Below are 22503 nucleotides of genomic sequence, written 5' to 3'. Positions count from 1 at the left end.
GATGGTAGACGGCGTCAGCTCAGTCGCAGCGGCGCCGGGCTCCACAGGCCGCTGCGCGTTGCCGAACCGAGATCCAGCCGGGCCGGCTCCGCGTCCGGATAGAACGGCGTGAGCTGCTGCAGCGCGCCCCAGTCGCGGAACCAGTCATGCTTGAGATAGGTCGGCACCGTGGTGGCGCGCAGCAGCAATTCGGTGATGCCCAGCGGGCCGCCACCGAGGTAGTCCATCACCGGGGAGTTGGCCTCGGCGCCGAACCGGTCGGGCAGGATCCGCCACTTGGGCACCTCGATGACGCCGATGCGGTGATCGAACGGCCGCTGGCACGGGAAAGCCAGTCCGACGAGCCAGTCCAGTAGCACCGGGTCGGTCGATCCGACGACGTCCTGCAGGGTCTGCAGGGTCGGGATGCGCGGCGGGGTGACCGCGATCCAGTGCTGTGGATCGAGGTCGTCGTCGGAGGCGACGACGCGGACCTGGGTGGCCTCGGCGGGGATCTCGGTCAGCGGTGCGCGCAAATTGCGCCACGCGGGGGCGGCTCCGACGTCGGCGAACTGCACGGTGCCGCCCGGTTCGCCGTCCGGACCGGCCCATTGCACGACGACCTCATCGGAATTGAACCGGCCCGCGGCGGCGATCACCAGCAGTGACTCGGTGCGGTCGCGCTCGCTCCAGCCGTCGGGCAACCGGTACCAGGCCGAACGCAGGGAAGCCGGCTGCTGGGTGCCGGAGCGCCAGCTGCCCATCACCGGGGTGCGGTCGGGGTCCAGGTTGAAGGGCAGCCGGGCGCGCGAGCGGTTGATGCCCGCCGCGGCGGTGGTGCCGCCCTCGGTGCCGGCCTCGGCGCCGGTGGCGACCCCGCTGTCGCTGCTGTCGGCGAAGTTGTCCGATCCGGGTTGTTCCATGACCGGATCGGCGGAGACGTCCGACGGGATGCCGTTGGGCCGGAACCCCTCGGCGGCGACCCCGAGGCCTTCACCGATCGGCACCCCGATGGGCGTCAGCAAACCGGCGGTGGGATTCTGCTCGACCAGCACGTCCTCGGCCATGCCGCAGGTCTTGCCGGTCAGGGCCTGCAGGTTGGAGCGGCCTACCGTCCAGGCCGGGTATTGGCCGATCATCGCCGCTGTCAGCGACACCACCTGGAACGTGACCAACGCCCAAGTGGCGATCGCCAGGGGCGCCTGTCCGACCGGCCGCCAGCGGCGCCCGCCGTTGGTGGGGGAGTCATCGCGGCCGGAGAAGTGGAACCATGCGGCCACCAGCAGGGTCAGCACCGAGAATCCGAGCAGGATGGTGGTGAAACCGAAGTTCCACTGCGGGAACGCGTTCGACCACGGCACCCCGAAGTTGGAGACGTACCACCATCCGTTGACCGTCGCGAATGACAGCGCGGTGACGAACAGTACCGCGGCGGCGAACACGGTGCGGTTGCGTCGGGATCGCATGGCGGCCGCCGACACGGCCACTGCGGCCAGCGCGCCCAAAGAGCCGGCCAGACCGGCGAATACGCCGAAGTGGTGGGTCCACTTGGTGGGGGTGAACATCATCGCCAGGAACGAGATGACGGTGATGCCGATGATGCGCCGGCTCGGGCCCAGCGCCGTGCCGGGAATCCGGCCTTTGCGCAACGACATCGCGATCGCGACGGCCAGGGCAAGCAGCAGCGTCAGCACGGCGAAACGGCGGGCCACCGATCCGTCCGGGCTGGTGGTGAACAGCCGCGAGTAGCGGATGTGCTCGTCGAACCAGGCCAGGCTGGGTCCCACGGCCGACTTGAAGCTGCTGGCTTCCAGTGCGCTGATCAGGGTCTGGTCCCGGAAGATCAGGAAGATGGTCACGGTGCCGGCGGCGGCGATCGGAGCCAGCAGCGCCCAGTATCCGAAGCGTGAAACATGGGCGGCAACAATGGTTTTCAGCGGTCCGATGGCGACCAACAGGGCGCCGATCGCGGCGACTCCGGTGGGGCCGGAGAACAAAGTCAGCGCGCCGATGACGATCGCCACCGCGACCGGGAGCAGCCGGCTGGTCGCCACGCCACGCTCCACCGAGCACCAGGTCAGCAGGATACCCAGCGCGATGATCGGCTCGGGTCGCAGTCCGTTGTTCAGCGGCAGCCAGAACGCCAGGAACAGTCCGGCGGCGGTCCAGGCGGCCGCGCGGCTGTGCTTGACCGCCGAGCCCAGCCGGGGGATGACCTCGCGGCTGATCAGCCACCAGCACACCAGCCCCATCACCAGGGTCGGCAGCCGCATCCACACACTGGCGGTGCTGACCTGCGCCCACAAGGCGAGCAGGTCGTAATACCACCCGAACGGGGCCTCCGGGGTGCCGAACCAGCGGTAGTAGTTGGCCATGTAGCCGGCGTTCTCCGACACCCGGGCCATGGTCAGGATGTAACCGTCGTCGGCGGTGTTGGCGCCGACGAAGTGCCACCAGACCAGCACCGCGGCCACCAGCCCGTCCAGCCCGGACAGCGACCACCAACGCGAGGGCAGCAGCCGTTTGTGCCGGCGTCCGTCGGCGCGGTCGAGCATGTGCAGCGCGCCGAGCGAGATCACCGTCATCGCCACGCCGACGATCATCACCAGCAGCTTGAGCAGGGTGGGCGAGGTGCTGTACCGCGAATCGACGGTCGCGGAGAACTCCAGGCCCGGTGGCGCCGGCCCGGACAGGTCGGTGAACACCCCGACGATCTGGGGGCGGAAGTCATAGCCGCCGCGTTCGCCGCGCAACGGCTCGTCGGGGTTCTCGGCGGTGTCGCTGGCCTGCCCGCGGGTCAGGCCGACGAACTCGCCGGTCACCTTGTCGGCGTGCGCGGTGAACACCAGTTCTTGGCAGTCGGGGCCCAGCACCAGGTCCAGCGGTGCGCTGACCACCGGGGTGTTGCGCACGATGACCAGCAGGTCGTCATTGACGCGTTCGATGAGCAGGCCCCGGTCGACCGCCTTGGGTGCCTGCTTGGGCACCGTCGAAAGCAGCACGTTGCGGCCGGGTTGGTCGAGGCCGGCGGCCGCGCTGCAGGGCACGGTCACGGTGAGGTCGGTGGCCACATATCCGATCAGCGGCGCGTCGACGCTTTGCAGCACTCCGTCTTGAGGCCAGTTCAACGTCGCGGTCGTCTGGGTGACGGGCAACAACGGGGTGGCAATCGCCAGCATCGCCCCGAGCAGGCCCGCGACGATGGCGATCAGCCGCGCGGTGCGGTGATTTGCGCCCGTTCGCGGTGTCGGCTCGGCCGTCCGAGGCTGTGGCACCACGGGGCTAGATGGTAATTGGCTTGCGGATGGCCAGCACAAACGGGCCGATCGTGGACACGTCGAAGTGAGCCTCGTCGAACAGTGCGTCGTCGAACGACACGTGGTAACGGCGCACGTTGGGCTGATTCGGGTAGACGTCCTCGGCCAGCCGCAGCGTGTAGGTGTCGTTGGCGCCGCGGCGCATCAGAAATGCCGTCGGCGGTTCCCAGGGCAGGGTGTCCAGCGCGTCGACGAACGCGTCGGCGTCATCGAGCTCAGCCCATTCCTCGATCGCGGCGGCCCGCTCGGTGAACTGGGCCAGCGGGTTGGCGTAGTGCGAGGTCAGCCCTTGGAAGCCGTAGTAGGGGTAGTAGGACAGGAAGCTGTAGTCGGCGGTGAGCACCACGGTCTCGGTGCGCGGGCGGCCGGTCACCTCCCGGATGCGCTCGTCGACCTCGCTGTAGTACTGCTCGGCGCCGGGTGGCCTGCGGTCGGCCCGCTCGCCGTAGCCGTCGGTGTCGCTGTAGGCGACGACGATGTCGGGACGCAGCACATCGGGGATGTCCTGGCTGAACGTCACCGCACCGAGCGCACCGATCGTGGTGGCCACCGCGACCACCCGACCGGCGTTGGCCGGTTGCACGCGCGCCGCGGCTGCCCGGGTGACCCACAAAAAGCCGAACGCGCCGGCGGCGGCCAGCAGGATCGTCAACGTGGGCTGTAGTCGGAAGGACAGCAGCGTGGTGCCGACCAGCGTGGTCAGCATCGACAGCACCGACCACAGGTAGACCGTCAGCACTGCGATGGCCAACGCACCGGCTGTCCCCTCTTCGCGCGAGCGTCCCCCGCGAGCGGGAGGTGCCCCCACATCGCCGGCCCGGGTGGAGGTGCGCGCGTGAACGACCAGCCAGACCGTCCCCAACATGCACAGCGCGCCCAGCAGCGTGAACTGCAGCATCGGGAAGGACAGTTCGGCGCCGTCCTTGGGCAGGTAGTGCTGGGCTGTGCCGGTCTCGGCCGGGGTGCCGCGTGCGGCCGCCAGCAGGAACGGGCCCCAGGTGATGAGCGCGATCAGCCCGGAAATACCCGCGATGGCCAGCAGCCGCACCAGCGGCTCCCAGTGCCGGCGCGACGCGGCAACCAGCACCGCCATCACCGTCAGGGTCAGTGCCGCATAGGCCAGCAGCAGGGTGTAGAACAGCGCGGCCACGCCGAGGAAGATGCCGGTTCCGACGACTGCGGCCCAGCCGTCGCGCCTGCTGGCTCCACGCAGCCCCGACCAGGCCAGGACGAACACCGGGGGCAGCAGAACCGCGATGATGGCGGCGTAGGGCTCAGCGGGAGAGTAGGCCAGCGCGGCAGCAGCGGTCGCGGTCGACACCACCAGCGCGTGCTCAAATCGAATCATGTTGGCCCACAACACCAAGGCCAGCACGATGGCGATGCTGATCGAGATGACCGACCAGGGCTTGAACATCTCCCACGCCGGAGTCCCGGTCAGCGCGGCCAGCCGCCCGCCCAGCCAGAACCACCCCGCGGGGTAGAACGGCGGCAGCCCCAGGTAGGTCATGTCGTTCAGCGCCGCCGAGTCCGCAAGGCGGGTGAGGTATTCGGTGCGGAACTGTTGGTCGACGGAGATGCCGAACAGGTAGAGCCGGGTTGCGCCGAGCGGCATCGCCAACGTCACGACCGAGAACGCGGCGAGGAACACCAGCGCCCCGATCCGGGCGAGAGTTTCTCGGCCGCGGCGCCACAGCAGTCCACTGGCGAACAGCCCGGCCAGGGAACCGACCTGACCGACCGTGGTCAACGCGTGCAGCTGGTTCGACGAGTTGTAGGCGGGCCAGTCCACACGCCCGATTGCGACCAGGCTGATCGCCCCGACGACCACCGCGATGACGGTCGCGACGACCATCTGGCCCGCGACTCGCACCGGCACGGCCAGGGGGCCCTGCATCAGATGGGGAGCTTGCGGAAGATCGGGCGGGGGATGTGGCGCAGCACCATCATCACGTAGCGGAACGTGCCCGGTGCCCAGACCAGCTCTTTGCCTTTGGCGGATGCCGTCACGGCGAGCTCGGCGACATACTCTTTGTCGACGGTCAGCGGCGCTTCCTTGACGTGGGCGCTCATCCTGGTGCGCACCTGTCCCGGCCGGATGACCAGCACACGAACCCCGAACTCGCGCAGGGCTTCTCCAAGACCGAGATAGAAGCCGTCGAGCCCGGCCTTGGTGGAACCGTAGACGAAGTTGGAGCGCCGGACTCGTTCTCCGGCAGCCGAACTCATGGCGATGATTTGCCCCGAACCTTGCGCGCGCATCTTCTCACCGAGCAATACGCCCACCGATACGGCGGCGGTGTAGTTGATCTCGGCGATCTGCACCGCCTTGCGTTGGTTCTGCCAGAGCTCTTCGGCGTCCCCGAGAAGGCCGAACGCGACGATGGCGACATCGATGTCGCCGCCGGCCCAGGCCTGGGCGACGACGGCCGGATGGGTGTCGGTCGCGACGGCGTCGAAGTCGATCACCTCGACTTCTTTGGCCCCTGCCTCCTCGAGCTGCTTCTTGGCGGCGTCGCGCAGCGGATCTCCGGGCATGCAGGCCAGCACGACGCGGGCTTTGGCGTTGCGCAGGTAGCGTTCGCAGATCGCCAGGCCGATCTCGGATGTTCCGCCGAGTAGCAGAATCGACTGCGGATTGCCTGTCGCGTCGAAAACCATTTAGAGCAGCTCCAGTCGTCGGGCCATGTCGGAGGCGAAGACCCCGTCCGGATCGACGGCGCGGCGCACCGAGATCCATTCGTCGATGCGCGGATACATGGCATGGAAGTTCTCCGCGGTGGTGCGAGAGTCCTTGGCGGTGTACAGCCGCCCGCCGAATTCCAGCACCCGCTTGTCGAGATCGTTGAGGAATGCGTTGAGCCCACCGGTGATCTGGAAGTCGACACAGACGTTCCAGCCGGGGATCGGGAAACTCAGCGGTGCTCGGTTACCCGGACCGAACAGCTTGAACACGTTGAGGAAAGACGGGAAACCGGAGGCTTGGATGTCGACCATGATGCGCTTGAACTCGTCGACGGCCTCGGTCGGAACGACGAATTGGTACTGCGCGAAACCGACTTTGCCATAGGCCCGGTTCCATTCCCCGACCATGTCGAGTGGATGGTAGAACTGGGTCAGGTTCTGCGCCTTGCCGCGATAGGTCTTGCCCATGCGGTACCACAGTTCGGTCATCGCCCCGAACATGTACTTGTTGCCGAGCCCGTTGGGAAACACGTCCGGTGCCGTGAAGTACTGCGGTGCATCGAATTTCAGCGGTGCCTTGCGGAGCTTGGCCGGCAGTTGGTCCAAGGTTGCCAGCGAACCGCGGGAAATGACCGCACGGCCCAGTTTGGGCGGCGCGCTGATGGCGTCGAACCAGGCACTGGAGTAGGTGTAGTTGTCCTCGGTGCCGTCGCTGTGGAAAGCGATGGTCTCGTCGAGGCTGGTGGTGACGTCGCCGTCGGCGATGAAGTAGGCGCTCTCGGTCGGGGTCATGGCGATGGTGGCACGCAGGATGATCCCGGTCAGTCCATTGCCGCCGACGGTGGCCCAGAACAGTTCGCTGTCGGGACCGGCAGGGGTCAGGTGGCGAACCTGGCCGTCGGCGGTCAGCAGATCGAGGGCCCGCACGTGGTTGCCGAAGCTGCCGGCACTGTGGTGGTTCTTGCCGTGGATATCGCAGGCGATCGCCCCACCGACGGTGACCTGCCGGGTGCCGGGCAATACCGGCACCCACAGACCGAGCGGCAGGGCGGCGCGCATCAGCTGATCGAGGTTGACGCCGGCGTCCACATCGACAAGCGCGTCGTCGGAGTCGATCGAGTGGATGCGGTTGAGCGTGGTCATATCGACCACCAGACCGCCGCCGTTCTGCGCGTTGTCGCCGTAGGAGCGGCCCAGGCCGCGTGCGAGTACACCACGGCCGGGTTGCTCTGCGGCCCGGACTACTGCCTTGACGATCACCTCGGGGTCCGGTGTCGAGAGCACCTGCGCCACGGTCGGCGCAGTGCGACCCCAGCCGCTCAGCCGTCGTGGGGTCGTCGGGACATCGGTGCCAAACATCGTCACAGAGGGTACCGCTAAGCGCCGGCAGTTCAGCGGAGCCGGAAGATCACTGCGCGCTGGACGATGAAGTTGATGACCGTCGCCGTGCCCTGAGCGATGACGAAGGCGACGGGCACCCGCCAGGGTTGGTTCTCGAACTCCACGTAGAAGACGTAATTGATACCCACCTGGACGGCGTAGGTGATGCCGTAGAGCGTCACCACGGCGACGAATCGTTTGGTGCTCGGCGGTGCCTGGAACGTCCAGCGTCGGTTGATCAGATAGGCGGTGGTGGTTCCCGCGATGAAGCCGATCGTCTTGGCGACATTGACGTGCAGGCCGGCCAGCAGGAGCGCGACGTAGAGACCGAAGTCGACCACTGCCGCCAATCCGCCGGTGATCAGAAACCGCCAGATCTGCGTCCTGAGGCTCAGCTGCGGTGACATCGGGGGCTCGGCCACCCGGGAAGCTTACGGGGTGCTCAGAAGGGAGGTGCGTCGTTGGCAGCGACCACACCCGTCCGAACCCGGCACATCGCACATGTGTGCGAATTGACCTCGCGAGGCCGGGCCTTCGGCCTCCGAAAATCAAGATCCGGCCAGTGGTGGATCAATTTCTGCCACGTGAAATCAAACCGTCGAGCAGTCCGGTTACAGACATCAGAACACCAACTGACCGAACGAGGGATGAGAACCATGAAGAACTTCACCACCATCACCGCCACCGCCGCCGTCGCAGCCGGACTGTCGGCCGCCGCGATCGGGCTGGCCGGCGCCGCCGCAGCCGCACCGTCCGGCAGCGGGGACGCCCGCGCCACCATCAGCTCGCTGGAAGCCGAGGGCAACCGGGTCATCGTCAGCCGCCAGGGCAACACCCCACTGGCCCAGGCCGAGGTGGTGGCCGTGCGGCCCGGCCCGCAGTTCACCCAGTGGGTGTGGGACGCCCAGGGCGATGACCGCATTCAGGTTCCGGCCGGGCGCACCTACTTCGTCACCGTCAAATAGCCACCCGCGCAACGCCAAACAGCAGGGGAGCGCCTCGAAAGAGGTGCTCCCCTCTTGTTTTATGCACGCCCGCAACCGTTCTCGGGATCCATCAACACATCAAGGCTGGCTTGAGGATCAAGATCCGGCCATGGGTAGCTCAATTTCTGCCAGCTGAGATGAAACCCGCGACCAGTCCGGTTACACCCATCAGAACACCAACGAGCAAACGAGGGATGAGAGCAATGAACTCGGCCAGCGTCAACTGGCTGATCGCGTTCACGTAATACTGTTGTCCCCCAGCTGCGCTGACGACCGGGTCGATCAATTCGTCTGGCAGCACCATCCATCCCAGCCGCAGCGCGGGCGAAAGGCTCTTGCTGGTCGATCCCAGATACGCGACCCGCGATGGACTCAGTGCCTGCAGCGCGCCGACAGGCTGACGGTCGTAACGGAATTCGCCGTCGTAATCGTCGTCGAGGATGAAGCCCTCGGTGCGCTGCGCCCACTCGACCGCCGCCGTGCGGCGGTGCGCCGGTAAGGCCATCCCCAGCGGATTGTGGTGGGCGGGTGTCAACAACACGGCGGGCACGTCGATCAGATCGAGTTCGTCGATGCAGGCGCCACTGTCGTCGACACTGATCGGCACCGTGGTTTCTCCGCAGGCTGCGATCGCATCTCGGAACAGGTGCAGGCCGTATGCTTCCACCGCGATAGGGCCGCCCAGGACGCGTGTGAGCAGTTCGAGTGCATGTCGAACGCCGGCGCAGATCACGATCGACTCGGCCGAGGTGCGCACGCCCCGGGCTCTCGCCAGATAATCGGCGAGGGCGTGGCGCAGTTCCGGACGCCCCCGTGGATCACCCATTCTCAGAGCGTCATTCGGTGCGTCAGAGAGCGCTCGGCGGGTACATGCGATCCACTGGCTACGCGGGAACTGTGCGACGTCCGGTGAACCGGGCATCAGGTTGTGGACCGGCGTGGCGCGTGCCCCACGTGGTCGTGACGGGGCGGTGGGGCGTGCGGTGCGAAGTACCCAGGTGCCGGCACCTTGCCGGGAGCTCAGCCACCCTTCGGCGACGAGTTCGGCATAGGCGTCGGCGACGGTGTTACGGGCCAGGCCCAGATCGACCGCCAGTGCACGTGATGGCGGCAGTCTGGTGCCGGGGGGTAACCGGCCTGACCGGGCGGCGTCGCGCAGTGCGGAGATCAGCGCATCCTTCGTGCCCCGGGTGCCCGGTGCCAACAAGCCATCCAACTCCAGGTGGAGATCACGATCCCCCGAATTGGCCCATGATTTCACATCCTGATTGAACCACCAAAGTGGGACATTCCGGCACTAACGTTTCAGGCATGACACAGACACTGAGCCAGGCCCGCCTCAAGATCTACAAGGCCTCCCCGGAGCTCTACGACGCGATGATGGCGCTGTCGACGGCCGCCGGCAAGGACATCGAGCCCGACCTGGCCGAGCTCATCAAGATTCGCGCCTCACAGATCAATCGCTGCGCGTTCTGCCTGGACATGCACACCCGCGATGCGCGCAAGCGCGGGGTCAGCGAACAGAAACTCGACGTCCTCGCGGCCTGGGAAGAAGCCGGTGACATTTTCACCGCACGCGAGCGCGCGGCGCTCGCGCTGACCGAGGCGATCACGGTGCTCGGGCACGGGGGTGTCTCCGATCAAACCTACGCCCGCGCCTCTGCCGAGTTCTCCGATCGTGAGCTCGGACAGGTGGTCGCGATGGCCGTCACGATCAACGCGTGGAACCGCATCAACGCCGTCGCCCAGACGCCACCACCGCCCCGCTAGGCACAGTTGAAGAAGTGCCATTGGACCCTACGTGCCGGTCTGCTCCACTTTCATCATTGACGTCATGGACGCGACAACCACCTCCGACGCACCCGTGACCGAACTGACCGAGGCCGAAAGCTGGGATCGTCTGGCTCGGGTATCGCTGGGCAGGTTGGTCACCACCGTCAACGGGTGGACCGAGATCTTCCCGGTCAACTTCGTCGTGCAGGGCAAGACCCTGCTGTTCCGCAGCGCCGAGGGGACCAAGCTGCTGACCGCAGTTCTCAACGAGTACGTCGTGTTCGAGGCTGATGACCACAACGTGGTCGAGGGGTGGAGCGTCGTGGTGCGCGGGAAAGCCCGGCTGCTGGCAGGCTCAACCGAAATGGCCGAAGCCCGTCGAGCCGGGCTCTACCCGTGGGTCGCCACAGCGAAGTCACGGTTCGTCCGGATCACCCCGCAGACGATGACGGGCCGGCGCTTCGTGTTCGGGCCTGAACCCGACGCGGACGAAACGGTCAGCTGACCGCTCACACCCAGTAGGGCACCCGTGCCCGGTACTTGCGCATTGCCAGGGCGGCGAATGTCCAACCGAGCACTGTCAACCCGATGACCACCAACCAGTGCCGCAGCTCCTGCTCGGCGCCCAGAAGCGGCGCGCGCACGATGTCCAGGTAGTGCAGCAGCGGATTGAGCTCGACGATCTTGGCCCACCCGCCGGCCCCCTGCGCTTGCAGCGTGGACTCGTTCCAGATGATCGGCGTCATGAAGAACAGCAATTGCACGATGCTGGCCAACAGCGGGCTGATGTCGCGGTATCGAGTGGCCAGAATGCCGAAACACAAAGCGACCCAGACACAGTTGATCGCGAGGAGGGCCAGCGCCGGAATGAAGGTCAGGTCGGTCCACTGCCAAGGCTTGGGATAGATGATCGCGATGATGACGAAGATGATGATGTTGTGCGCGAACAGCAGCATCTGTCGCCACACCAGACGATAGACATGCACCGACAGCGGAGTGGGCAGCTGCTTGATCAAACCCTCGTTGGAGACGAACACGTCAGCGCCCTCGAGGATGGAGGCGCTGATCAGGTTCCAGATGATCAGTCCGAGAGTGACATAGGGAAGGTGTTCGGACAGCTCCAGTTTGAACAACATCGAGTACAGCCCGCCCATCGCAACGGCGGTGGTGCCGGTGGCGATGGTGATCCAGAACGGGCCCAGCACCGAGCGGCGGTAACGCTGCTTGATGTCCTGCCAACCCAGGTGCAGCCACAGCTCCCGTTTGCGGAAACCCTCGACCAGATCTCCCCAGGCGCGGGTGAACGTTCTCGACTGCGCCGCGGCATCCATGATCGTCATCGCTGGCTCCCGAATCTCTTCCCGTCGCTGCGCTCGCCCCCAAATCTCTCCCTGCGGCCCAGACCACGCAATCTCATCCACTCCCGCAGCCCGGCCGGATCACGTCGGGTGATCAGGAAATACCAACCGAAGCGCAGCCACTCCTGGGGGACCAGCTTTCGCATGCCGGGTTGGGACTGCAGATAACCACGATTGCGATAGGTATAGAACCGCTTGGACGCGTTGTCCGGATACTGCGTGTGCATCCGGCCGCCAAGGATCGGGCGGAACTCGTCGCTGCCCTGTGGGTGCAGGTACACCGCGTTCAGGCACGTCCCGAACGGTAACCCACTGCGTTGCAACCTTCGGTGGATCTCAGTCTCGTCGCCGCGCATGAACAGTCGCAAGTCGGGGACCCCCACCGCCTCCAGTGTGGCGGCGCGGAACAGGGCTCCGTTGAACAGGTGTGAGATGCCGGGCATGAAATCCGGAAGCGCTGCGTCGGTGCGTAGTTCGCTGACCCGGCGCCGCCACACCAGTCCGCGTCGCAGCGGGAATGCCAAGCGCTGCGGGTCGTCGAGGTCGCAGATCATCGGTGACACCTCGGCCAGCCCGTGTCGCTGAGCACACTCCAGCAGCGTGGCCAGCACATCAGGGTCCTGAGGTCTGCCGTCGTCGTCGGCCAACCAGACCCAGTCCGCGCCCAGAGCCAGTGCGTGCAGAATCCCCAGCGCGAACCCTCCCGCACCGCCGAGGTTGCGCCGCGAACCGAGATAGGTGGTGGGCATCGGCTGTCCGGTCACCAGATCACCGACCCGGGAGTCTCCGTCGTCGGAGTAATCGTTGTCCACGACGATCAGATGGTCGGGACGTCTGCTCTGTGCGGCGATGGCGTCCAGGGATTTTGCCAGTTCGTCGGGACGGCGGTGAGTGACGACGACCGTGCAGATCATCTCACTCACTGCGTGCGGTCTCCTCCAACACCTCGCGCACATGACGGGCGGCGTCCTCACCCTCGTAAGCGCGCACCACCTCCTCGATGCCGCCTTCCATCCTGATCGTGCCGTGGTCGATCCACATGGCGGTGTTGCACAGCCGGGCCAGGAACTCGTTGGAATGGCTTGCGAAAACCAGGATTCCGGAGCGCTGCACCAGACTGGCCAGCCGCGTCTGGGCTTTCTTGAGAAATTCTGCGTCGACCGCGCCGATACCCTCGTCGAGCAACAGGATCTCCGGGTCGATACTGGTGACCACGCCCATCGCCAGCCGCACGCGCATACCGGTGGAATACGTGCGCAACGGCATCGACAGGTAATCGCCCAGCTCGGTGAACTCGGCGATCTCGTCGATCTTGCCCATCATCTGTTTGCGGGTCTGTCCGAGGAACAGACCCCGGATGATGATGTTCTCGAAGCCCGAGATCTCCGGGTCCATTCCGACACCCAGATCGAACACCGGAGCGACCCGGCCGCGCACGGTCGCCACGCCGCGAGTCGGCTCGTAGATGCCAGACAGCAGGCGCAGCAGCGTCGACTTCCCGGCTCCGTTGTGCCCGACCAGACCGACACGGTCACCCATCTTCAGCGACATGGTGATATCGCGCAGAGCTTCGATAACCACCACATTCGACTCGTTGCGCCCGATGGTGCCGCCTGCCTTGCCGAGAAAGGCCTTCTTCAACGAGCGGGTCTTGGCATCGAAGATCGGGAACTCGACCCAGGCATTGTGGGTCTCGATCGACGGTTCGGACGGACTGGCCACGCCGGGTCTCACAGGTATTGGCCGGTGCCGGGATGGCCCGGTGTGCCGCGCTGCCCCGGCATGGCCGGGCCGGGCGGCAGCGCGCCCTGACGCATCTGCTCCAGCTGCTGGCGGGCGGCCATCTGCTGAGCGAACAGCGCGGTCTGGATGCCGTGGAACAGACCTTCCAGCCAGCCCACCAGCTGGGCCTGCGCGATCCGCAGCTCGGCGTCGGAGGGTACGGCGTCCTCGGTGAACGGCAGCGTGAGCCGTTCGAGTTCGTCGCGCAGCTCGGGTGCCAGACCGTCCTCCAGCTCGCTGATGCTGGTGCGGTGGATGTCGCGCAGCCGACCGCGACTCGCCTCGTCGAGGGGTGCCGCCCGTACCTCTTCGAGGAGCTGTTTGATCATCGTGCCTATCCGCATGACCTTGGCTGGCTGCTCCACCAGGTCGGTCAGCGACCGGCCATCGGAGTCCCGCCCCTCGTCGGAGCCGTCCTGATCGCCGCCGATGATCTCGATGTTGTCGTCGTCGGTGTTGCTCGTCATGGTCCTAGAGTGCCTCAGCGTCTCGTGCTCTTCGCGGTCGACCTGCCCGCGACCCGCCCGCGACCCATCATTGTCGACGTCGATCTTCTCCCACGGCCGTGTTTTTTCCACCGGGACCCGGCCGACACGCCGCCTCCAGCCGTCGCCACCGTCGGGCTCGCAACGCCGTGTCGACCTTCAAGATCTGCGTTCAGCTGCCTCGACGTATCAACAAGGCGTTGACCAGCAACGACATCGGGAGTAGCGCTCCGGCCGGTGCGCCACCTCGACTAGTATGGCTGCCCAGACAGCCCGTTGACGGGTACAGCGGGCACTGACAGCGAGGTCTGGAATCCGCTGGTCTTCCGCCGATCGGGCGGGTCGACGGGGTTCCTTCACGCACTAAGGTGGGCTGGCATGGCATACGACGTCGCCCGGGTGCGAGGTCTGCACCCGTCGTTGGGCGATGGCTGGGTGCATCTGGATGCTCAGAACGGGATGCTGCTTCCCGACACGGTGGCGCGTGCGGTGTCGACGGCGTTCCGTGGCTCGATGCCGACGGTGAACAGCCCGCACCCCGGCTCGCGGCGGAGCGCCGCGGTATTGGCCGCCGCGCGCCAGGCGGTCGCTGATCTGGTCAATGCCGACCCCGCCGGTGTGGTTCTGGGCGCCGATCGAGCGCTACTGCTGACCGCGCTGGCCGACGCCTCGTCCAGCCGGGTCGGATTGGGCTACGAGCTCGTCGTCACCAGGCTCGACGATGAGGCCAACATCGCGCCGTGGCTGCGTGCGGCGAACCGGTATGGCGCGAAGGTCAAGTGGGCCGAGGTCGACATCGAGACCGGTGACCTGCCGACCTGGCAGTGGGAAAACCTGGTGACCCGGCCTACCCGTCTGGTCGCCATCACGTCGGCGTCGTCGACCCTGGGGACGGTCACCGAGCTGCGTGAGGTCACCAAGCTGGTTCATGAGGTCGGCGGTCTGGTCGTCGTCGATCACTCGGCGGGGGCCCCTTATCGGTTGTTCGACATCGACGACGTCGACGCCGATGTCGTTGCGGTCAACATGCAGGCGTGGGGTGGTCCGCCGATCGGAGCACTCGCATTCCGGGATCCGTCGCTGCTGGACGGGCTCGGATCGATCGCGCTGGATCCGCACGCGAGCGGCCCAGCGCGGCTTGAGGTCGGCGCACCCCAGTTCGGACTTTTGGGTGGCGTCGTAGCCAGTGTCGAATACCTTGCTGCACTCGATGATTCAGCGCAGGGTTCGCGACGGGAGCGGCTCGAGATATCGATGCGGTCGGCCGCCGGATACCTCAGCGGCTTGTTCGACTACCTGTTGACCTCGCTGCGGTCACTGCCGACGGTGGTGGTGCTCGGTTCTCCCGAGGTACGCATTCCGGTGGTCAGTTTCGCGGTGGGCAATGTGCCCGCGCCGCGGGTGGTGCAGCGGCTCGCCGACAACGGAATCCTCGCGATCGCCAATGCCAACTCCCGCGTGCTCGACCTCATCGGTGTCGACGACATCGGTGGCGCGGTGACCATCGGCCTGGCCCACTACAGCACCATGGCCGAGGTCGATCAGTTGGTGCGGGCGCTGGCCTCGCTGGGTTAACCACTGCTTCAATCAGATACGCGCAGAAGTATTTTCCCCGACACGTCGCCGGAGCCGAGCAGTTCGTGAGCAGCCTGCGCTTCGGTGATCGGGAACTCCGCTCCGATCACCGGGCGTACCTGACCGTCGGCGATCAGCGGCCACACCTGTTCGCTGACCTGCGTCACGATCGCGCTCTTGCCGGAGGCCCCGCCGACGGGCCGAGCCCGCAGCGCGGTGGCAAAGACACCGCCGCGCTTGGCCAACAGCTTGGCGATGTTCAGGTCGGCCTTTGCCCCGCCCTGCATCCCGATGATCACCAACCGCCCATCGTCGGCGAGTGCGTCGACGTTGCGATCCAGGTATGCCGCGCCGATGATGTCGAGGATCACGTCGGCGCCGCCGGCATTGCGGATCACCTCGACGAAGTCCTCGTTCTGATAGTCGATCGTGATCTCGGCGCCCAGTTCGGCGCACAGATCCAGCTTGTTGCGCGACCCCGCGGTGACGGCGACGCGACAGCCCAGCGCACGCGCGACCTGTATTGCGTGCGTGCCGATTCCGCTTGCGCCGCCGTGCAACAGCACCAAGTGGGGCGCGCGCAGCCCGGCGGTCATCACCAGATTGGACCACACCGTGCACGCCACTTCGGGCAGCGCGGCAGCGTGTGCCGGCGCGACTCCGTAGGGCACGTCGAGCACCTGACCCGTTGGCACACAGACGTATTCGGCGTAACCGCCGCCGGCCAGCAGCGCACACACTTGTTGGCCCGGCGTCCAGTCGGTGACCGAGTCGCCGACGGCCGCTATCGTCCCGGACACCTCAAGGCCGATGATCTCGCTGGCACCCGGTGGTGGCGGATACTTACCGGCGGCTTGCAGCAGGTCGGCGCGGTTGACGCCGGCCGCCTCAACCTTGATCAGCACTTCTCCGGTGCCAGGTGACACGTCGGGGACCGTCTGCCAGCTCAGCCGCCCCTTGTGGGCCACGATCGCGTGCATCCACCAAACGCTACTACGCAGCGGAAACGTCAGCGTTTCCCACTACCGGCAGTGCTCGGCCGGTCGTACTATGTGCTGGTGGGAGGGGGAAACAGTGGGGTCGACAATTGCGGGGCGCACGGCAAGTGACACGCCCGGACTGGATATCGCGGAGCAGAAGGCATGGCAGAACTTCCTCGACGCCGCGTTGAGGCTCTACGCCACGATGAACCGATCGCTGGTGGATGAACACCGGCTCACCCTCAACGACGTCCGACTACTGGATCTGCTCGCCAAGTCGGTGACCGGTTCGGCGCGCATGGGGGATCTGGCCGAGGCATTGATGTCGCTGCCGAGTCGGGTCACGCGCCAGATCCACCGGCTCGAGATGCAGAAGCTGGTGGTGCGCGGCGCGAGCCCGGACGACGGTCGAGGAGTCCTGGCCAGCATCACCCCCGAAGGCCGCGACGCGTTGGCCGCGGCCATGCAGACCTACGGCGCCGGGGTTCGGGCGCACTTCTTGGATCGGCTGTCGCGGCCCCAGGTGGTGGCGATGGGCGAGAATTGCCGACGCATCAGCGCCGGGTTGACCGCCGGGGGCACGGCCGCCAAGCTCGGCCGCGTCTAGACTGTCCCGCGGTGGCGTGGCAGAGCGGCCTAATGCACTCGCCTTGAAAGCGAGAGACGGCTAACACCGTCCGGGGGTTCAAATCCCTCCGCCACCGCTCTTGTGATGAGTCGCGTCATCGGTTACACCTGAGTCGCGTCATCGGTGACAGATTGCCCCGGCCATCGGCCGGGGTTTTTCTGTTGGTTGCGCCAGTAGTTGCGGTCGGGGTCGATGTGGTGGCTGGCGATGAGTTGGTGGCTGGTTTTGCTGATGACGGTGACGGTTTGGGTGGTCACGAGGATCAGGACTGGGGTGTGGGCGTGTTGGCGGCCGATGCCGAGGTGGTGTAGGCGGCTGCTGTAGCGCAGGGTGAGCTTGCCGAATTGGTCCACGGTGTCGTGGCGGATACGGAAGTGCTCGGTGACGCCGGCGGGGTGGGCTTTGGGCAGGGCGTGGTAGACGGTGTGCGGTGTGGCGCTGTGGCGGTGGGCGCGGTGGGGACGCTCGGTGTTGTAGATCATGGCGAAGGTGTCGAGCAGCTGTTGTAGCTCAGCCAGTGTCGAGGGGCGCTGGTGTTGGCTGAGCCAGAGCTTGAGGGTTCGGTGGAAGCGTTCGATCTTTCCTTGGGTTTGCGGGTGGCCTGGGCGGCCGTTCTTTTGGGTGACGCCGAGGCTGTTGAGGAGGCGCTCGAAGTCGTTGTGGCCGTGGGTGAATCGTGAGGTGTAGACCGCGCCGTTGTCGGTCAGCGTGGCGGCGGGCAGTCCGTGGGTGGCGGCGGTGTCGGTGAAGCTGGCCACGACGTCTGCGCCGGTGACGCGGGGGTAGGCGGTGCAGGTCAGCAGGTAGCGAGAGCAGTCGTCGAGCCAGGACAAGATCTCGGTGTCAGTGCCGTCGGCCAGGGCCCAGTGGGTGAAGTCGGATTGCCAGCATTCATTGGGCTGGGAGGCTTCAAAGCGCCGGTAGGAGCTTTTAGGACGCTTGCGCGGCTGGGCGGTGATGAGGCCGTGGTGGTGCAGGATGCGCCGGATGGTCGAGGTTGAGGGCACCGGCAGCCCACGTTGGCCCAGATGCCACTGCAGGGTCAGGGGTCCGGCGTCGAGGCCGTCGGCGGTCAGCGCTTCGCGCAGCGTGACGATGGCGATGATGACGTCGTCGGACACGGCGCGAGGGTTGCTGGTCGGGCGCCGTGAGCGGGCGTCGACAGCCGCCAGGCCGCCGTCGCGGTAGCGGGCGAGCAGCCGGTAGATGTGTTGGCGCGACAGCCCGTACTGGTTTGCCGCTTCGGTGACTGTCAGGTGGCCGCTGGTGACTTCGAGGACGACCACACGCGCTTTGGACATGGACCACGACTGTCACCTATGACGCGACTCATCGAGGACTCTTGCAGGTGTAACCCATGACGCGACTCATCTGTCACCTATGTCGTGGTTTCACACACCTCCGCCACCGCTCTTGCGCAACCGTTTCGAAGCCTGGATCGCGCTCGCCCTGCGCACGCTGACGCAATTGGGCACGCCGCCTCGGGAGCGGTGTAATACACCAGGGACCGGGTAGTGCTCACGGGTGACGTACTCAATCATCGGCCGTGACGCCGACACCGGGGAAATGGGTGTCGCCACCCAATCACAGGCGTTCGCCGTCGGCAGCAGCGTGCCGTTCGCACTGCCCGGTCACGGTGTCATCGCCACCCAGTCGATGGCCGAGCCCATGTACGGCGACGTCGGCCTCGACCTGCTGCGCGGTGGGTTCACCGCCGAGGAGGCGTTGACCGCCCTGCGCAGCGTGGATCCGCATCCGGAGCGGCGACAGGTCGCCGTCCTGACCGTCACGGGAGAAGTGGCCGTCTACACCGGCGATGGCTGTGTCGCCGAGGCTGGCCACGTCGTGGGCGAGGAATGCGCCGCTCTGGCCAACATGGTTGTCTCGCCGGACGTGTGGGAGGCCATGCGGAAGTCTTTCGAGTCGCGGCCGGAGCCGCTCACCCAGCGGCTGCTGCGAGCCCTGCACGCCGCCGAGGATGCCGGGGGTGATTTCCGGGGGCGCCGGTCGGCCGCGGTCACGGTGGTCCGCGCCAACACCACGGGGCGACCCTGGCACGACCGGGTGATGGACCTGCGCGTCGACGACTCCACCGACCCGGTCACCGAGCTCGACCGCCTGACCACCAAGTGGGAGCGCTACCAGCGGGTAGTCGGCGCCTTCCAGCTGGCGCTGAACGGGGACCCGCACACGGCCGACCGCCAATTGGAGGAACTGCGCCCACAAGACCCCGTACTCGAGCCCGACCAGGCGCTGTGGCGGGCGGTCGTCGCGGCCCTGGCCGGACGGGAGGATGCCGCGCGGGAGATCGTCGAGCAACTCGGCGCCACCGCACCGCAGTTCGTGGAGGCGGCCCGACGCTTCGCGCCCGCGGGGCTGCTCCCCCGGGATGTGGTGGAACGGCTACTGCCGCCGGTGCCCTGACGGCGGGCGACCGACCGCTCGTCCACGACGGCCGGCGACGAGATCCTGTGGGCCGCTTTCGGGTGCTTCAGACGCGGAATTGGCTCAACGCGCGCAGCTTGTTCATCACGTCCAGCGCGGCGACCTTGTAGGCCTCCGAGAACGTCGGATAGTTGAACACGGCGTCGACGAGGTACTCGACGGTGCCCCCGCAGCCCATCACGGCCTGACCGATGTGCACCATCTCGGTGGCGCTGGTGCCGAAGATGTGCACACCGAGCAGCCGGAGATCCTCTGTGGAGACAAGCAGTTTGAGCATCCCGTAGGAGTCTCCGGCGATCTGCCCGCGGGCCAGTTCGCGGTAGCGGGACACCCCGACTTCGTAGGGCACCGCATTCTTGGTCAGTTCCACCTCGGTGGCCCCCACATAGGACACCTCCGGGATGGAGTAGATGCCGATCGGCTGCAGCTCGGTCATCCCCTTGCTCGGTTCGCCGAAAGCGTGATAGGCGGCGAGCCGGCCCTGGTCCATCGACGTCGCGGCCAACGCCGGGAATCCGATGACGTCCCCGACGGCGTAGATGTGGTCGACCTTGGTCTGGTAGTTGTCGTCGACGAAGATCCGGCCGCGGTGGTCCGATTCCAGCCCGGCGCTGGCCAGGTCGAGGTCGTCGGTCTGGCCTTGGCGGCCGGCCGAGTACATGACGGTTTCGGCCGGAATCTGCTTGCCGCTGGCCAGGGTGGTCACGGTGCCGGAGGAGCCCACGTCGACCGCGGTGACCTCCTCACCGAACCGGAACGTCACGGCAAGGTCGCGCAGGTGGAACTTCAGCGACTCGATGATCTCGGGATCGCAGAAGTCGAGCATGGTGTCGCGCTTCTCGACGACGGTGACCTTGGTCCCGAGCGCGGCGAACATCGAGGCGTACTCGATGCCGATCACTCCCGCTCCGACAACCACCATCGACGACGGCAGCGTCTTCAGATCCAGGATGCCGTCGGAGTCGAGCACCCGTTCGTCGTCGAACTCCACTCCGGCGGGCCGGGCCGGCTTGGTTCCGGTCGCGATGACGACGTATTCGCCGGTGACGGTGGTGCGCTCACCGCGATGGGGCTCCGCGACGAGCACCGTGTGGGGGTCGAGGAATCGGCCGTGCCCCTGGACCAGGTCGATCCGGTTGCGCATCAGCTGGGACCGCACCACGTCCTGTTCCTTGGTGATGACGTGGGTGGTGCGCGCGAGCAGGTCGGCGGGGGTGATCTTCTCCTTGACCCGGTAGCTGGCACCGTAGAGTTCGCGCTGGCTCATCCCGGTCAGGTAGACCACGGCTTCGCGCAGCGTCTTCGACGGGATGGTGCCGGTGTTGACACAAACACCGCCGAGCATGCGGCCACGTTCCACCACAGCGACCGACTTGCCGAGTTTGGCGGCCGCGATGGCTGCTTTCTGCCCACCGGGGCCGGAACCGATGACTACCAGGTCGTACTCCAGCATCGAATCCATGCACAAGGTGTACGCCGGTTGCCGTCGGCCCGCATGCCGGCCGACGTCAACATCGCGTGAACAACTTTCCGAACAGCGGCCGGGCTTTGCCTTCCGGGCTCGATCGTCCGGTCCCGTTGATTGCCGAGTGCCCGCGGTGCTTGGCGATTGCCGGCGCCCGCGCGGTGAGTCCGACAGATCAGGGCGGCTGTCTGCGGTCGGCTCGCGCTCGGGCGAGGATATCGATGGCCCGTGGCCCCACACCGTGGATACTCTGCAGGCCTGCCAGATCCTCTGGAAGATCGGCCAAGGTGTGGTAGCCGGCGTCGATGAGGGCGCCGGTGGCCGGCCTGCCGATGCGAACACCGTCGAACACCGGGCCACGATCGTGATTGTGTGACATGAACCGGCTTTTCCCGACCGATCGATGTTCGAAACGCGTGGTAGGTCCCGACGAGTTCTATGATTCATTCCGGCAGGAGCTCGAAAGCGGTTCGGGTGGAGGTTATTCCGTTCACCCGGATGTCGACGGCATGTACCCCGGGATGATAGCGCCGCGTGGTGATCGGCCGAAACCAGTGTTCCCTGCTGAGGGTTATGCGTTGACCCGGGCCGAGGGTCCGGGTGGTCCACTTGAACACCTTCGGGGATTGCGCGCCGTTGGACTTGCGGTGGTGCACCGCGTAGTCGATAGCCAACCGAGCGGGCTCGTCACCGTCGTTGCTGATCGTCGCCGTGAATGTGATGCTGCCGCCGAACGGAACGGTCGTCTGCTCCAGCAGGGGTCCGTCGATCGCGACTCTGACCGCAGGGAATCCCAAGAGCTCTAAGGCGGCCGGGTGGCCACGCTTGACCAGGGTGCGCAGTCCGTGTCTGACGACCGCGGTCGTGCTGCCGTCGGGGGCCGGAGCGGCCTGCCAGCGTCGCGCGGTATCGACGACGAGATCGCCATGGTCGCGGCTGAGGTCATTGAGGTGATTGGCCACCGAGCGCCGCACCACCGGATCCGCATCGCGGTAGAGCGAGTCGAGGATCGGCACCGTGACCCCCGGCCTGGCCGCGAGCTGCGGAATTCGAATCGCCCACGGCAGGTACGGCCGGGTCCCCTCCGAGGCCAACCGGCGGATCGCCGGATCCGAGGAGCTGGTCCACGAGCTGATGATTTCCAACGCGCGGTCGAGGTCGTGGCGCAACAAGGTGCGGATCGCGAACTCCGCACTGAACCGTCCGGTCAGGTCGGCGAGCAGAGACATCGCGTTGTCGAACGTGTCACTGTCATCGTCGCTCACGGCCCGGGCAGCGACCGCGGTCGACACCGGCCAGATCATCCAGCCCTCGAACGGAGCGGCGCCGTCTCGCGCTGCCCGCACCACGGCTGCCAGCGCGGCGAAGTCGCCCGGGATGTCGGTCAGCAGGGCGTCGCGCAAAAGGTCCGCGCGCGCCCGCAGCGGCAGCGACACCAGGGCGGGGCCTGCGGCACGCAGTGTGGTCAAAGGTGCTCCTGGCGCGGCAGCGGTGATGGCCACCGTCAGCGCCGCCGCAGTGGTCTCGTTGATCAGTTCGTCGGCCAGCGGCATCAGGCGATGCTAGCTACCGGCTCCGACACCTCGCCGAACGTCGACGCCACGGAAACGTCCACCGATTGGGGGACAACGGGATTCCGCCGCAGGGCCCCCCGATCGCCCGATG

20 protein-coding genes, 1 tRNA gene and 1 pseudogene are annotated in these 22503 nt (G+C 66.6%); 7 read left to right on the top strand and 15 right to left on the bottom strand.

Translation table 11 applies throughout. The features are described 5' to 3' along the window. Positions 1 to 14: 14 nt before the first annotated feature. From KXD98_RS24860 to KXD98_RS24840, 5 genes are read right to left on the bottom strand one after another with little or no spacing between them, the layout of a single operon-like run. The gene (locus KXD98_RS24860) at positions 15 to 3257 is read right to left on the bottom strand and encodes an arabinosyltransferase domain-containing protein (protein ID WP_260760956.1); all 3243 of its coding nucleotides are present in this window, start codon (positions 3255 to 3257) and stop codon (positions 15 to 17) included. Between the two features lie 4 nt (positions 3258 to 3261). Further along, entirely contained in the window at positions 3262 to 5193 is a 1932-nt protein-coding gene (locus tag KXD98_RS24855; RefSeq protein ID WP_260760955.1) for a galactan 5-O-arabinofuranosyltransferase, read from the bottom strand. Then, the gene (locus tag KXD98_RS24850) at positions 5193 to 5957 is read right to left on the bottom strand and encodes a decaprenylphospho-beta-D-erythro-pentofuranosid-2-ulose 2-reductase (protein WP_260760954.1); all 765 of its coding nucleotides are present in this window, start codon (positions 5955 to 5957) and stop codon (positions 5193 to 5195) included. Before KXD98_RS24850 ends, KXD98_RS24855 begins: the two co-directional genes overlap by 1 nt. Beyond that, the gene (locus tag KXD98_RS24845; protein WP_260760953.1) at positions 5958 to 7340 is read right to left on the bottom strand and encodes an FAD-binding oxidoreductase; all 1383 of its coding nucleotides are present in this window, start codon (positions 7338 to 7340) and stop codon (positions 5958 to 5960) included. A 32-nt stretch (positions 7341 to 7372) separates the two neighbouring features. Further along, on the bottom strand, positions 7373 to 7768 hold the full coding sequence (locus KXD98_RS24840; protein WP_260765404.1) for a GtrA family protein: 396 nt from the start codon (positions 7766 to 7768) through the stop codon (positions 7373 to 7375). A 249-nt stretch (positions 7769 to 8017) separates the two neighbouring features. Between KXD98_RS24840 and KXD98_RS24835 the strand changes: the two genes are divergently transcribed. Further along, entirely contained in the window at positions 8018 to 8326 is a 309-nt protein-coding gene (locus KXD98_RS24835) for a hypothetical protein (protein WP_260760952.1), read from the top strand. Between the two features lie 163 nt (positions 8327 to 8489). Here KXD98_RS24835 and KXD98_RS24830 read toward each other — a convergent pair. Continuing rightward, positions 8490 to 9608, bottom strand: a pseudogene (locus KXD98_RS24830) (PLP-dependent aminotransferase family protein); the annotation flags it as partial. Positions 9609 to 9658: 50 nt separating this feature from the next. Between KXD98_RS24830 and KXD98_RS24825 the strand changes: the two are divergent. Together KXD98_RS24825 and KXD98_RS24820 are read left to right on the top strand one after the other, a co-directional pair. Next, positions 9659 to 10117 carry a carboxymuconolactone decarboxylase family protein gene (locus KXD98_RS24825; protein WP_260760951.1) on the top strand — a complete coding sequence of 153 codons (459 nt, stop codon included), beginning with the start codon at positions 9659 to 9661 and terminating at the stop codon, positions 10115 to 10117. 64 nt (positions 10118 to 10181) lie between these two features. Next, positions 10182 to 10625, top strand: a complete 444-nt coding sequence (locus tag KXD98_RS24820) for a pyridoxamine 5'-phosphate oxidase family protein (RefSeq protein ID WP_260760950.1) — start codon at positions 10182 to 10184, stop codon at positions 10623 to 10625. A gap of 4 nt (positions 10626 to 10629) precedes the next feature. Here KXD98_RS24820 and KXD98_RS24815 read toward each other — a convergent pair whose 3' ends face one another. From KXD98_RS24815 to KXD98_RS24800, 4 genes are read right to left on the bottom strand one after another with little or no spacing between them, the layout of a single operon-like run. Next, entirely contained in the window at positions 10630 to 11460 is an 831-nt protein-coding gene (locus KXD98_RS24815) for an ABC transporter permease (RefSeq protein WP_260760949.1), read from the bottom strand. Further along, positions 11457 to 12392 carry a glycosyltransferase gene (locus tag KXD98_RS24810; protein WP_396883291.1) on the bottom strand — a complete coding sequence of 312 codons (936 nt, stop codon included), beginning with the start codon at positions 12390 to 12392 and terminating at the stop codon, positions 11457 to 11459. The genes KXD98_RS24815 and KXD98_RS24810 overlap by 4 nt, the downstream gene beginning before the upstream one ends. A gap of 1 nt (position 12393) precedes the next feature. Next, entirely contained in the window at positions 12394 to 13200 is an 807-nt protein-coding gene (locus KXD98_RS24805) for an ABC transporter ATP-binding protein (protein WP_260760947.1), read from the bottom strand. Between the two features lie 8 nt (positions 13201 to 13208). Further along, a complete protein-coding gene (locus KXD98_RS24800; RefSeq protein ID WP_260760946.1) occupies positions 13209 to 13727 on the bottom strand; it encodes a bacterial proteasome activator family protein in 519 nt (172 codons plus the stop codon). Between the two features lie 396 nt (positions 13728 to 14123). On the opposite strand from KXD98_RS24800, the gene KXD98_RS24795 reads away from it, so the two are divergent. Then, positions 14124 to 15320: a cysteine desulfurase-like protein gene (locus tag KXD98_RS24795; protein WP_260760945.1), complete on the top strand. Its 1197-nt coding sequence runs from the start codon at positions 14124 to 14126 to the stop codon at positions 15318 to 15320. Positions 15321 to 15328: 8 nt separating this feature from the next. Here the strand turns inward: KXD98_RS24795 and KXD98_RS24790 are convergent, their stop codons facing one another. Next, positions 15329 to 16300, bottom strand: coding sequence for an NAD(P)H-quinone oxidoreductase (locus KXD98_RS24790; protein ID WP_260760944.1), 972 nt, complete (start codon positions 16298 to 16300; stop codon positions 15329 to 15331). Positions 16301 to 16394: 94 nt separating this feature from the next. On the opposite strand from KXD98_RS24790, the gene KXD98_RS24785 reads away from it, so the two are divergent. Together KXD98_RS24785 and KXD98_RS24780 are read left to right on the top strand one after the other, a co-directional pair. Then, entirely contained in the window at positions 16395 to 16907 is a 513-nt protein-coding gene (locus KXD98_RS24785; protein ID WP_260760943.1) for a MarR family winged helix-turn-helix transcriptional regulator, read from the top strand. A gap of 10 nt (positions 16908 to 16917) precedes the next feature. Next, positions 16918 to 17004: transfer RNA gene (locus KXD98_RS24780), tRNA-Ser, on the top strand. 25 nt (positions 17005 to 17029) lie between these two features. Here KXD98_RS24780 and KXD98_RS24775 read toward each other — a convergent pair. Next, a complete protein-coding gene (locus tag KXD98_RS24775; protein WP_260759232.1) occupies positions 17030 to 18229 on the bottom strand; it encodes an IS481 family transposase in 1200 nt (399 codons plus the stop codon). Between the two features lie 223 nt (positions 18230 to 18452). On the opposite strand from KXD98_RS24775, the gene KXD98_RS24770 reads away from it, so the two are divergent. After that, positions 18453 to 19352: a DUF1028 domain-containing protein gene (locus KXD98_RS24770; protein ID WP_260760942.1), complete on the top strand. Its 900-nt coding sequence runs from the start codon at positions 18453 to 18455 to the stop codon at positions 19350 to 19352. A gap of 67 nt (positions 19353 to 19419) precedes the next feature. Here KXD98_RS24770 and sthA read toward each other — a convergent pair whose 3' ends face one another. The 3 genes from sthA to KXD98_RS24755 all read right to left on the bottom strand — a co-directional run bounded on the left by sthA (position 19420) and on the right by KXD98_RS24755 (position 22391). Then, positions 19420 to 20826: a Si-specific NAD(P)(+) transhydrogenase gene (gene sthA, locus KXD98_RS24765; protein WP_260765401.1), complete on the bottom strand. Its 1407-nt coding sequence runs from the start codon at positions 20824 to 20826 to the stop codon at positions 19420 to 19422. A gap of 187 nt (positions 20827 to 21013) precedes the next feature. Further along, complete coding sequence (locus KXD98_RS24760; protein ID WP_260760941.1) at positions 21014 to 21190, bottom strand: helix-hairpin-helix domain-containing protein; 177 nt, start codon at positions 21188 to 21190, stop codon at positions 21014 to 21016. A 91-nt stretch (positions 21191 to 21281) separates the two neighbouring features. Continuing rightward, positions 21282 to 22391, bottom strand: a complete 1110-nt coding sequence (locus KXD98_RS24755) for a DNA alkylation repair protein (RefSeq protein ID WP_260760940.1) — start codon at positions 22389 to 22391, stop codon at positions 21282 to 21284. Between the last annotated feature and the right edge of the window lie 112 nt (positions 22392 to 22503).

It is taken from the genome of Mycobacterium sp. SMC-4 (assembly GCF_025263265.1).
Taxonomy (GTDB): Bacteria; Actinomycetota; Actinomycetes; order Mycobacteriales; family Mycobacteriaceae; genus Mycobacterium.
This window is presented reverse-complemented; position numbering and strand designations above follow the sequence as displayed.